Source organism: Bradyrhizobium sp. CIR48 (genome assembly GCF_014198315.1).
Taxonomy (GTDB): domain Bacteria; phylum Pseudomonadota; class Alphaproteobacteria; order Rhizobiales; family Xanthobacteraceae; genus Bradyrhizobium.
On the sequence record NZ_JACIHG010000004.1, the window covers coordinates 214,987 to 227,123 of the forward strand.

The following is a 12,137-nucleotide window of genomic DNA, read 5'->3' on the forward strand; positions in this document are numbered from 1 at the left end:
GCGGGCTCGCTCAACCTCTCCCGCTTGCGGGCAGGGCTATCGCTTATGGCGTGCACGATGCGGCGGCATTGGCAGTCGGCTCCCTCTCCCGCTTGCGGGGGAGGGCTGGGGTGGGGGCTGTCTCCGCATTGGGATTGTTGAGAATCGCGGCGAATGTCCCCGAGTGGTGAGAACCCTCACCCGCCGCGCTCGGGACGATGCTTCGCATCGCCCGGGGCGCGTCGGCCTCTCCCGCAAGCGGGAGAGGCGGAGCTAGAACAAGGCTAATCTCAGCGCGTTGTCGCGTAGCAGCGATTGAGTTCCGGCATTGGCAACCGCGGCTCTCGCCACCACTCAGTTGGCGGCGCGGCGCAGGAAGGCCGGGATATCGAGAACGGCCTCGTCGGGCGCATTGCGGGCAGGCGCGCGGCCATAAGGATCGAGCGGCTGAAGCGCCGGCTGCCGCGCACCGTCCAGACCCGGCCGTGCCGGTGGCCCCACCGGGTGGTGCGGCTGCGGGCGGAGCGGCGGGCTGCCCGCTTGCGGAATTGGTGCGCTGCGCTCGATGCGATCGGCGATGCGGCGGCCGTCGTTGCGCAGCCTGCCGGCGAGCTGCGTGAGGGCGGTTTCCACCGGCAGCTCCTGCGCCGGGTCGAGATTGTCGATACCGGTCGCCACCACCGAGACGCGGACGATGCCCTCTAAGCTTTCGTCAAAGGACGCGCCGACGATGATGTTGGCGTCCGGGTCGGCCTCGTCGCGAATGCGGCTGGCCGCTTCGTCGACCTCGTACAGCATGAGATCCTTGCCGCCGGTAATGGAGATGATGAGGCCACTGGCGCGCTTGATCGAGGGGTTCTCGATCAACGGATTGGAGATCGCGGCGACGGCGGCGGCGAGCACGCGCTTCTCGCCGGAGGCCTCGCCCCGTCCCATCATGGCCTTGCCTTTCTCCTTCATGACGGAGAGGACGTCGGCAAAATCGAGATTGATCAGGCCTTCCTTGACGATGAGGTCGCTGATGCAGGCCACGCCCGAATAAAGCACCTGGTCGGCAAGGGCGAAGGCATCGGCGAATGTGGTCTTGTCGCTGGCCACCCGGAACAGGTTCTGGTTCGGGATGATCAGGAGGGTGTCGACCGTCTTCAGCAGCTCCTCGATGCCGGCCTCGGCAAAGCGCATGCGGCGCTGGCCCTCGAAGTAGAACGGCTTGGTGACCACGCCGATCGTGAGAATGCCGAGCTCGCGCGCGGTCCTGGCGACGACCGGCGCAGCCCCGGTGCCGGTGCCGCCGCCCATGCCTGAAGTCACGAACACCATGTGCGCGCCGGTCAACTGATTGCGGATCGCATCGATGGCCTCCTCGGCTGCGGCGCGGCCCAGTTCCGGCTGCGAGCCGGCGCCGAGGCCTGCGGTGACATGTGTGCCGAGCTGGATGAGGTGCTTCGCCTTCGACATGGCCAGCGCCTGCGCGTCGGTGTTGGCGACCACGAACTCGACCCCTTGCAGCCCGGCCGTGATCATGTTGTTGACGGCGTTGCCGCCTGCGCCGCCGACACCGAACACGACGATGCGGGCCTTCATTTCATGAATATCGATATTGCCAGCCATTTTTCCCTCACGATTGGTCCGGCAAGCCGGGGATGGAGAAGTCTTCGAGTGCTACCTGCAAGCATGATCCGGAAAAGTGCGAAGCGGTTTTCCGAAAAGATCATGCTCGAACAAAAACTAGAGCGCGATGACGATTCATCTCAATCTCATCGCGCTCTAGCCGCGCGGTCTGCTTTGACGATGGCGGCGGCCAGATGTCCCAATCGACGCGCGGCGTGTCCCGCGATCGAGCCGCCCCGGCGATCGCTCCGCAGCGCCGTCACCTCGTCTTCCAGTCGCGCCGCCCACAAATTGGCTGCCATGGTCTCGGCGGTCGCCTGCTGCAGCTCGACGGCGAGGCGATCGGCGCGCTCCCGCTCGCGCTCGAACACGGCCCTGTAGGCGGTTGCGACGTCTTCGAGCCGCGCGATCTCCGCCTTGAAGGACTCGATCTTGATTGCCTCGATCCTTGCCATGGAGGCGGCGATGGGATCTGCCCGGCGGGCACGTCGCGGGCGGGGCGTGTACCGGAGCTCGTCGAGATTAACGCTCACCAGGGCCTTGCCGTCATCCGAACGCGAGCGCGGCAGCCGGCGTCGTCTCGCCAGCGACCGCGCGGCCTCGCGCGAGATATTGAGGCGGGCACTGAGATCGGCATACGTCAACAACGCAACGCACATCGGCGCTTCTCCTGGAGCGAACCGGGAAGGCATTTCGAGCTAATGATGGCTGGACGATTACAGCAGGCTAGGGTGCGTTGGTTAATGAACGGTTAACGGGCGCGGAGGGTGTTTACGAGTGCTGTCACCGGGCCGACCCCCGGGATATCTGCCGCGGCTGCGTATTGTCCGTCTTGCGCAGGCAGCGATCGAGCTTCAGGACGTTGGAGATGTTCTTCGAAATCTCGTCGCCGGTGCTGTCACAGCAGATGACGAGGTTTTTGGGGGAGGGGTTGGGGCGGGGTCACGCGCGTGGTCCATGGGATGCGCCTCGGGGTGATGCTACCGGAGCGAGTATAGCGGAGAAATCAATAGGAGTGCGAGCCGCGGAGGAGAGTGGGTAGGGGAGTGACCAGTCATTTCGGCGAGGATTTAGGGGAGTCATGACTTTCCTCGTACTCCAGCTCTCTAAGGGCCTTACGTTCCTCCGCGCGGCGCTGTTCGTCTGCGATCCGAAGCTCCAAATGTCCAATCATGCCTTCAGAAAATTTTCTCACTTGCGGTCGTGAATCATTCTCCCATGACCGGATCATCCGCAGCTTCTCTCTAAAGGCATTCGCAAAACCGAACTCACCCGTCACCAAGCCAGTATTTTCGAAACTGATTGCCACCCCAGTCCGAATATTCTCTTCTTCAGGAAAGCGAGCGACGATTTCCTTCAAAACATCGTGCGTTGTTTCTTCTCCTTCATAGTTTTCCAGCACAGATAGAATGAACTCCACGTCATCCTTCGTGCCTCCTTTGGCAAGTTCGGTCAGTTCGTTGGCAAAAGTCGGAGGACAGCCTGGGAATGCGATGCTTAGTAGCCGGCCGCCGCCATACCTAAACAGCTTGGAATCGCTAGAGTAGAGCTTTCGGCCGTGCTCGATCGCCGACTTTGGGTCCTTTGATAGTTCTTGCTCCAATCCATGGAATTCGTAGGGCACCGCTTCATAATGGTCTTGACCCACGGACTCCTTCTTTTCGAGGCGGCGCGCAAAACAATCCCACACGACCTCGGGATAGTGCTTGGCTATCTGGATCAATATCCGTTCTGCTTCATATTCTATCTTGGGGGCGTGCACGAGGGCAGGAATGAAGAGAGCAATCTCTTCTTTCGAGAGCGAAGCAAAGAATTTTGACGCCTCCCCGACCATCCAAGCGGATTGAACCCACCAATAGATTTCTCTGGAATTTAGATACTCAATCGCAGGTCGAAAAAATCGATGACCTTCAGGCTGGCCATCAGGGTGAGAGTCCATGGCCATCATCAGGCACTCGGCAACGGCGACATCATTTTTGGTCTCGATAGCTCGCAACAATGTGCGAATTGCGAGCTCAGGACGTGCGCGTCTCGTCAAACGCAAATGTCGAGCTATTGCACCGAGATGATCGCCCCCCTTTAGTATGAGTTCAACTAAGTCAAGGTACACACTCTGATCGTCGCTTTCGAATAGTCCGGCGAGGATCGCAGGCAGAAACCTGTTTACCTTCGCGGATCCGCGCTGCAACAGACGCGCAACTGCGTGAGGCTTCGAACGCGCGAGATCGGTGAGAAATTTGGTGAATGGCGGGAAGGTCGCCAAGTCGTTGGATTCGACAGATGCCACTCGTTCGATAAGGGCGAACCAATCGGCCTCGTTATCCGCATTCATGGAATCGATATAGCGAGAGGCTTCCGAGGCACGATACTTTTCGCGAGCATTGTAGTCGTCTGCGCCGCGCTCTTTGTAGTCAGTCCATTGGAACGGAAAAACGGATTCAAACCCAACCAGAACTTTAAATTTACCGAATAGCTCGTCTTCATTGTAAATGTCTCGAAGCCGCTCAATAGTGCGCATCAGCTCCTCAGCGGAGGCGTGACATTCCGCCCTGAGTGGGGAGACTGAGATGTCATGGGCGCGACGGTATTCGCGCCAGCTAGTTTCTTCGATTGATTCTTTTAGCTCGTAGGAAATGCTATGGGATGCTTCAGCGAGGAATTGATTGATCGTAGTTGAATTCTTGAGTGTCAGGTTCAGCATGTCGGAGTTTATCTCCGCACGGCCGCCTGGATAGTTAGCTTGCCGGAGCACGTTGACTACTTCGCGCTGTTCAGCATCCGTGCTTGCCGACCTAAACAGCTCGAATAGGACCGAAATTGCCCTTTCTCTCATCTCGGTGACTTGGGAAGTGACAGGTACCATTCCAGTTCGTAGCGTAACGGAAGCCGCGTTCCACTCGGTGCCTTCAATTTCTGGCGAAAGGATTTGTCGGCAAACGGCGAGAATGATGTCGCGATTCTCAATGCGGGCTTCGGTTGTCAGGGCGCCAATTGCGTCCAAGAGGGCCACTTGAACCCCAGGTCCAACGCTTCTCCAAACGTTTAAGTCGTGCTGTGCCAGCGAGGCAGCTACATCTATAACTTTCTTGCGAACAACGTTTTCATCCATTGTGGTAGAGCTCGCACAGTGCGTTAAAACTGCCGCTGATATCCACGTAACGAAATATTTGAATAATCTCGACTGCCACTAAAACAACGTCGGCTGACGTTTTCCCGGGCATTTCTCCAAACGGAGTAACGATGGGTACTACCGGTGTGCTCGCTGATCTTCGCGATGCGTTTACAATTGCCGCCAGCACGTCGCCATAAATGGCGCCAATATCATCATAGTGTGGGAGTACATCTTGTTTGAGAGAAGCTAAGATCTCATGTCGCTCGTTGTTGTTGGAGGCATCCTCCAGTCGCGACAGCAGGTCGCGGTCAAAGAGTTCTTTGCCCTGCTGCAGCCGCTCGTAGTCGTGTTGGACCCGTTGGAACTCATAACCGGCTGGAAGCAGGTGCTTCGTCATGATTCGATTAAAGCGACTTTGAATCATCTCCATCGCTCTGGCTCCGAACCCATCACGCGACTCATTCTTGTCAAGAATGTCGTGGGACGTCTCCGACCACGCATGATGCAGTATAGTCTGCACCTGCACCTCGCACCTCAACGCGTGAAACTTTGCATACTCCGCTAGTTTTGCTCGATCGCTCTTTAGTCGAATCGTGTAGTGAATTCCGCGATACTGGCTTCCATCATTCTCCTCCGTCGGATGATGGACTTTCACTCCATCTTCCTCGACCTCGAAATTCTCAAATATCAAGCGCGAGCCAACGAAACGATCAACATCGGTGTTGGTATAAAAGATGATTCGAACGCCAGCGAGGTCCCGGCGTAGGGCCTCGATGTAATCAGAGTCTAGAGCGGCCGATTGTTCTAGTCGCGCTCTCAGTTTCTTGGGCTCTTTGGCCCGACATTGAATAGACTGCGGCCGCGGCAATCCATTCGCTGCAATCACTCTCTCTAGAATGTTCCGGATTATCTGACAAAATTCTTGGTAGAGCGCGATGTGTTCCGTCTCGTACTCTTGGAGATTCATCCTCCCCTCGCTCTTCGACGACCGTTTTCACTATGCACGGCGCCGCTTTCTTCTCACAATGGTGCATCGTCGCGTAGCGATCGGCAAGATGGTAACGGGGGCGGCGCTCTTCCAGCTTGTTCTCATCAAACAAAAACGGCCGGATCTTCCGATCCGGCCGCAACGCAAACTCTTACTTGGCTAAGCCTACGCCACGCGACGCAACTTAGCCCCCGCCCTAACTCTGAAAAACTCAGCTGGCCTTCTTGGCCGGTGCGGTCGTCGGGCCGACCTTCTTCTGGATGGCGCGCTTCAGTTCGAGGGCGCGCGGCGACAGCACGTCGGCGTTGGCCTTGAGCAGGAAGGCATCGAGGCCGCCATTGTGGTCGACGCTCTTGACCGCGTTGGTGGAGACGCGCAGGCGCACGTTGCGCTCCAGGGCTTCGCTGATGAAGGTCACGTTGACCAGGTTCGGCAGGAAGCGGCGCTTGGTCTTGATGTTGGAGTGGCTGACCTTGTGGCCGACGAGGGGGCCCTTGGCCGTCAGTTCGCAGCGGCGAGACATGGCATAAATCCTTAGAGCTGATCCCCCAACGATTGCGGCCGCCATTCTGGGCGCCACGGGGGCTAATTCTTTTGTCCTTGCAGGGAGCGGGCGGACGTATAGGGGGGAAGGGGCGGGCAGTCAAGGTTTTGGGCGGGGATTTGCGCGCCACAACAGGTGTCATCGCCCGGCTTGACCGGGCGATCCAGTACTCCGCGGCGGTGCGGCTGACCAGGGGGGGCGCGGCGTACTGGATGCCCCGGTCAAGCCGGGGCATGACGGCGGAGTGGGTGGAGGTAGGTGAGCGCTCCCGGCTACCGCCGATCACCAAAACGGCAATGTTTGTCGCGCCTTACCATCACATAAAGGGCGTATTCGCGCCTGAAGACTCCGGTGGAGTTCCCGGCTCGATACGCCCGGACACATTGTTTGCCGCGGTTTTTGGCTTAAGTAACAACCGTCGCGCCCCGATTGGATTGTTTCGTGCTCACAACGTCCCCTTTTGCGCCAGAACAGCGCTCAGTCCGCCCGCGCGTTGCCGGCTGGCTGGCGGCGCTTTGCGGCGTGGTGGTGGCGTGGGGCGCGGTGCCGGCGGCGGCGCAGGGCAAGCTCGAGGCGCAGTATGAGGCCTCGCTGGCCGGCATTCCCGTCGGCAAGGGCGCATGGAACATCGACATCCAGGACGACGTGTTCTCGGCGGCGGCCGCGGGCGGCACCTCGGGGCTGCTGAAGTCGTTCACCGGCGGGTCTGGCACCGGCGCTAGCCAAGGGCGCATCGTCAACGGCGCGCTGGTTGCGACCGGCTACCAGGCCTCCACCACCACCTCGAAGAAGACCGAAGAGATCCGCATCACGCTCGACAAGGGCAATGTGAAGGATTTTGCCATTCTGCCGGAGCCGCCGGTCGATCCGGACCGCATCGTCGTCACCGACGCGCACCGCCGCGGCGTCTGGGACCCCATGACGGCCTCGCTGCTGCGCGTGCCCGGCAATGGCGACCCGGTCTCGCCGGACGCCTGCCACAACTCGGCGCCCGTGTTCGACGGCCGCATGCGCTACGATCTGAAGCTCGATTTCAAGCGAATGGAGAGCGTGAAGGCGGAGAAGGGCTATCACGGCCCGGTGGTGGTCTGTTCGCTCTATTTCGTGCCCGTCGCCGGCTACATCCCGGACCGGCCCGTGATCAAATACCTCGCCGCCCAGCGCAACATCGAGATCGCCTTCGCCCCCGTCGCCGGCACCCGCATCCTGGTCCCGTTCTGGCTGAAAGTGCCGACGCCCCTGGGGCCGGCCATGCTGGAAGCCACCAGCTTCATCACCACGGCCCAGCCGCCAAGGGTGGCGAAGACGCAGTAAGTGGCTGTTTCCGCGCCTATCCTTTGTTAACTCGTCACCCTGAGGTGGCCGCCTCTTTGGCGGCCCTCGAAGGGCGACAGCCCGGCTCTCACCGCGAGGAAACCAGCGCCAGCCGCCGCAACCGGGCCGTCCATCCTTCGAGGCTCCCGGCGCGGTGCTGGGCACCGCGCCACTCGCACCTCAGGATGACGGAAGAAGTGTCGTGATTTCAATCACTTACCTACTGTGCATGGGGTTGTTTTCGCGAAAACGAGTTTGGGCGGCCTCGATCCGGAATCCATTTGACTCCTTCCCGATTCTGATTCGACTCCGCGCCGTCCCCAACTTAAGGCTTTGCGCCATCGAAACGTCACTTGTACGGCGGCCCAAAACTCCATCTAGTTGCAGCCAACAAGACTCCCGCGACATGTTGCGTGAACGGAACATGACTCCAGGGGGAGTCAGCGATTCGGCCGCGATTCGTTCTAGAGTCGTTCCGAAGCTTAAAGCCAACGGGAAAAGCGTCGCAAAGTGAGACAGTTGCGCGAGGTTTGGGGAGGCGCCGGATTCTCCGCTGCCACATCCCGTCACCCTGAGGTAGCCGCTTCTTCAGCGGCCCTCGAAGGGCGACGGGCCCGGCTGGCGCCGCGGACATTCGCTGGGTTGGCACCCGGGCCGTTCATCCTTCGAGGCTCCCCATGCGGCGCGATGCGCCGCATGGCTCGCGCCTCAGGATGACGGGCTGATGGTGGGCGGATCAGCCCCCAAGCCCCGCCCCCGCCCCAGACAGCACTGACATTCGCCCAAATCGCCACTACCTAATCCCCCAGATGCCCTTTTCCTCCTCCCCCTTCGCTTCCGAGCGCGCGCCGTCCGATCGGGTGCCTGGCGCCGGCGTCACTGCGGTGCTCGGGCCGACCAACACCGGCAAGACCCATCTCGCCATCGAGCGGATGCTGGCGCATCCGTCGGGGATGATCGGCCTGCCGCTGCGGCTGCTTGCGCGCGAGGTCTACAACAAGATCGCTGGCAGGGTCGGGGCCGAGGCGGTCGCGCTCGTCACCGGCGAGGAGAAGATCAAGCCCAGGAATCCGCGCTATTGGGTGTCGACCGTCGAGGCGATGCCGCGCGACCTCGACCTCTCCTTCCTCGCCGTCGACGAGGTCCAGATCGCGAGCGATCTCGAACGCGGCCACGTCTTCACCGATCGCATCCTCAACCGCCGCGGCCGCGACGAGACGCTGCTGCTCGGCGCCGCCACGATGCGCCCGATCATCGAGCGGCTGCTGCCTGGCGTCTCCATGATCACGCGGCCGCGCCTGTCGCAGCTCGAATTCGCCGGCGACCGCAAGATCACGCGCCAGCCGCGCCGCACCGCCATCGTCGCGTTCTCGGCCGACGAGGTCTACGCCATCGCCGAGCTGATCCGCCGCCAGCATGGCGGCGCCGCCGTGGTGCTGGGCTCGCTTAGCCCACGCACGCGGAACGCGCAGGTGGCGATGTTCCAGAACGGCGATGTCGATTATCTCGTTGCCACCGATGCCGTCGGCATGGGCCTCAATCTCGACGTCGACCACGTTGCGTTTGCCTCCGACCGCAAGTTCGACGGCTACCAGTTCCGTAGGCTGACGCCGTCCGAATTCGCGCAGATTGCGGGGCGTGCCGGCCGTGCCACGCGCAACGGCACCTTCGGCACCACCGGCCGCTGCGCGCCGTTCGAGCCCGAGCTCGTCAACGCGCTGCAGAACCACACTTTCGATCCCGTGAAGATGCTGCAATGGCGCAACGCCAGGCTGGATTTCTCCTCGCTCGGCGCGCTCCAGGTGTCCCTGAACCTCGCCCCCGGCCACGAGGCGCTGACGCGCGCCCCCGTCGCCGAGGACATGCGCGTGCTCGATCACGCCGCCCGCGACGTCGAGGTGCGCGATATCGCGCATGGCAAGGCGGCGGTGGAGCGGCTGTGGGAGGCCTGCCAGGTCCCCGACTACCGAAAACTGTCGCCGGCCGCCCATGCCGAGCTGGTGACCACGCTGTACGGCTTCCTGATGCGGAAGGGATGCATCCCCGACGCCTGGTTCGAGGCCCAGATCACCCAGGCCGACCGCATCGACGGCGATATCGACACGCTGTCGGCCCGGATCGCGCAGATCCGCACCTGGACCTTCGTCGCCAACCGCCCGGACTGGCTGAAAGACCCCGAACGCTGGCAGGGGATCGCGCGGGAGGTCGAAAATAAATTATCGGATGCGCTCCATGAACGCTTGACTGAGCGTTTCGTTGATCGCCGGACCAGTGTATTGATGCGCCGCCTGCGGGAGAACACGAGCTTGAATACTGAAATCGGCAAGACCGGCGAAGTCATCGTCGAAGGCCATGTCATCGGCCGCCTCGACGGCTTCACCTTTGCACCGGATGCGGCGGAAGCTGGCTCGGATGCGAAAGCCTTGCAGGCTGCAGCGCAAGCAGTGCTCGCCGGCGAGATCAACACGCGCGCCGAAAAGCTCGGCAACGCGCCGGACGATCAGTTCGTGCTGACCTCCGAAGGCATCATCCGCTGGACCGGCGATGCCGTGGCGCGGCTGTCCGCCGCAGAAGACGCGCTGCATCCGCGCATCCGCATCATCTCCGACGAGCGCCTGACCGGCGGCCCCCGCGAGAAGGTGCAGGCCCGGCTCGAGCTCTGGCTCAAGACCCATGTCGAGAAGCTGCTCGGGCCGATGTTCGAGCTGTCCAAGGCCGAGGACGTCACCGGCATCGCCCGCGGCATCGCCTATCAGCTCGTCGAGGCGCTCGGCGTGCTCGAGCGTCCGAAGATCGCCAACGAGCTGAAGGATCTCGACCAGCCCTCGCGCGCGGTGTTGCGCAAATACGGCGTCCGTTTCGGCGCCTATCACATCTATTTCCCCGGCCTTTTGAAGCCCGCCGCGCGCGCGCTCGCCGCGTTGCTCTGGGCGCTGAAGCAGGACAATGTCGATCTGTCCTCGCTGTCGGGCGCGCAGCATCTGGCATCCTCGGGCCGCACCTCGTTCCCGGTCGACAAGGCCCTGCCGCGCGATGCCTATCGCGTGCTCGGCTACAAGCAGGCCGGCGAACGCGCCGTGCGCGTCGACATTCTGGAGCGTCTTGCCGATCTGATCCGTCCGGCGCTGGCCTGGCGCGAGAACGCGTCCGGCGAAAAGCCGGCCGGCGCCTTCGACGGCCGCGGTTTTGTGGTGACGCAGGCGATGACCTCGCTCACTGGTTCGGCCGGCGAAGATTTTGCGTCGGTCTTGCGCGCGCTCGGCTATCGCATGGAGAAGCGTCCGCCGCTGCCGCAAAAGCCGGCCGTAGTGGAAACGGTCGCGGCCGAGACGCCGCCGGCTGAAGGCAGCGCCGAATCCGCGACAGAGACCTCGACCGAGACCGCGGCAGAGGCCGTTGCCGGCCTGCCGGCGGAGGCTTCCACCGAAGCGGTCGCCGAGCCGGTCACGGTCGAAGATGCGCCCGGCATGGAGCTGCAGGACGAGCCGGCTCAGGAGGCCGAGCCCGCGCTCGAAGCCTCTCCCGAGGCCCCTGTCACGCCCGAAGACGCCCCCGGCATTGCGCCGCCGGCGGAAGAGCCTGCTGCGCCCACCGAGACTGCCGGCCTCGAAGCCGCTCCGGCCGAGACGGCTGCAACCGAAGCCGCCGCGTCACCCGACGCCGCCGCGCCTGTCGAAGCTTCGGCGACGCCCGCCGAGCCCGAGCTGATCGAGGTCTGGCGCCCCGGCGGCCGTCACGAAGACCGCAAGCCGCGCCACGAGCGCCATCGCCACCAGCGTCACCACCATCAGCGTCCGCAAGGAGGCGCAGAGGCAGGTGCCGCGCCCGCGGAAGGCGGGGCCGCACAAGCAGCCGACGGCGCCAAGCCGGGCCAGCGTCATGGCGGCCATCGCAGGGACGGCGGCAGAGACTTCCGCAAGCCGCGCGAAGGTGGCGAAGGCGCGCCGCGTCCCGAGGGGCGCGACGACAGGAACCGCCGCTTCGAGGGCAAGGATCGCGACAACAAGGGGCGCGATCGCGACAAGGGCAAGTTCGGCGGAGATCGCGACAAGGGCCGTGACAACCGCGGCCGTGACCGCGACAAGGGCCGCGACCGCCAGGGCGGGCCGTCGCTGCGTCCCTACGCCTCGAGCGCAAATCCGCGCGAGCGCGATCGCCCGGCCGATCCGAATTCGCCCTTCGCCAAGCTCGCGGCTCTGAAAGAGCAGCTGTCCGGGCGGAAGGAGTAGCATAGCGTTTTCAAGCGAAGTGCGGAGCGGTTCGCGTGAAGAAAACGCGTCAGAAGGAATAGAGCCACGACGACCGAGCGGCAGCGCCTCGACAAATGGCTGTGGCACGCGCGGGTGGTGAAGGCGCGCACCTCCGCGGCCGAGCTCGTCGGGTCGGGCCACGTTCGCGTCAACGGCGAGCGTGAAAAGTCGCCGGGGCATGCGATCAAGATCGGCGACGTCATCACCGTCGCGCTCGATCGCACCGTGCGGGTGTTGAAGGTCACCGGCTTCAGCGAACGCCGTGGCGATGCTGCTGCGGCGCGGGTGCTCTTTGAGGAGCTAAGCGAAGCGAAACGCAATTAATTGCGTTTCGAATTC

The 12,137-nt window shown here is 62.7% G+C and carries 7 protein-coding genes and 2 pseudogenes; 3 read left to right on the forward strand and 6 right to left on the reverse strand.

The genetic code is table 11. From position 1 onward, the window contains the following. Positions 1-333 precede the first annotated feature (333 nt). The 6 genes and pseudogenes from ftsZ to rpmB all read right to left on the reverse strand — a co-directional run bounded on the left by ftsZ (position 334) and on the right by rpmB (position 6,213). Positions 334-1,590, reverse strand: coding sequence for a cell division protein FtsZ (gene ftsZ, locus GGD66_RS14595; protein WP_183258188.1), 1,257 nt, complete (start codon positions 1,588-1,590; stop codon positions 334-336). 146 nt (positions 1,591-1,736) lie between these two features. Next, positions 1,737-2,249, reverse strand: a complete 513-nt coding sequence (locus tag GGD66_RS14600) for a hypothetical protein (protein WP_183258189.1) — start codon at positions 2,247-2,249, stop codon at positions 1,737-1,739. A 148-nt stretch (positions 2,250-2,397) separates the two neighbouring features. Continuing rightward, positions 2,398-2,499: pseudogene (locus GGD66_RS42420) on the reverse strand (hypothetical protein); the annotation flags it as partial. A gap of 145 nt (positions 2,500-2,644) precedes the next feature. Further along, positions 2,645-4,699 (reverse strand): hypothetical protein, encoded by a 2,055-nt coding sequence (locus tag GGD66_RS14610; RefSeq protein WP_183258190.1) that lies wholly within the window; start codon positions 4,697-4,699, stop codon positions 2,645-2,647. Beyond that, the gene (locus GGD66_RS14615; protein ID WP_183258191.1) at positions 4,692-5,669 is read right to left on the reverse strand and encodes a RelA/SpoT domain-containing protein; all 978 of its coding nucleotides are present in this window, start codon (positions 5,667-5,669) and stop codon (positions 4,692-4,694) included. Before GGD66_RS14615 ends, GGD66_RS14610 begins: the two co-directional genes overlap by 8 nt. A 232-nt stretch (positions 5,670-5,901) precedes the next feature. Continuing rightward, on the reverse strand, positions 5,902-6,213 hold the full coding sequence (gene rpmB, locus GGD66_RS14620; RefSeq protein ID WP_183237845.1) for a 50S ribosomal protein L28: 312 nt from the start codon (positions 6,211-6,213) through the stop codon (positions 5,902-5,904). Between the two features lie 525 nt (positions 6,214-6,738). Between rpmB and GGD66_RS14625 the strand changes: the two genes are divergently transcribed. The 3 genes and pseudogenes from GGD66_RS14625 to GGD66_RS14635 form a co-directional block, all read left to right on the forward strand. Beyond that, entirely contained in the window at positions 6,739-7,548 is an 810-nt protein-coding gene (locus GGD66_RS14625; protein ID WP_183258368.1) for a DUF3108 domain-containing protein, read from the forward strand. An 809-nt stretch (positions 7,549-8,357) separates the two neighbouring features. After that, entirely contained in the window at positions 8,358-11,777 is a 3,420-nt protein-coding gene (locus tag GGD66_RS14630) for a helicase-related protein (protein WP_183258192.1), read from the forward strand. 75 nt (positions 11,778-11,852) lie between these two features. Next, positions 11,853-12,122, forward strand: a pseudogene (locus GGD66_RS14635) (RNA-binding S4 domain-containing protein); the annotation flags it as partial. Between the last annotated feature and the right edge of the window lie 15 nt (positions 12,123-12,137).

What these genes read in the sequence shown, in the direction of transcription:
- ftsZ (WP_183258188.1), bottom strand. Translation starts at nt 1,590, where the DNA reads ATGGCTGGCAATATCGATATTCATGAAATGAAGGCCCGCATCGTCGTG.
- GGD66_RS14600 (WP_183258189.1), bottom strand. Translation starts at nt 2,249, where the DNA reads ATGTGCGTTGCGTTGTTGACGTATGCCGATCTCAGTGCCCGCCTCAAT.
- GGD66_RS14610 (WP_183258190.1), bottom strand. Translation starts at nt 4,699, where the DNA reads ATGGATGAAAACGTTGTTCGCAAGAAAGTTATAGATGTAGCTGCCTCG.
- GGD66_RS14615 (WP_183258191.1), bottom strand. Translation starts at nt 5,669, where the DNA reads ATGAATCTCCAAGAGTACGAGACGGAACACATCGCGCTCTACCAAGAA.
- rpmB (WP_183237845.1), bottom strand. Translation starts at nt 6,213, where the DNA reads ATGTCTCGCCGCTGCGAACTGACGGCCAAGGGCCCCCTCGTCGGCCAC.
- GGD66_RS14630 (WP_183258192.1), top strand. Translation starts at nt 8,358, where the DNA reads ATGCCCTTTTCCTCCTCCCCCTTCGCTTCCGAGCGCGCGCCGTCCGAT.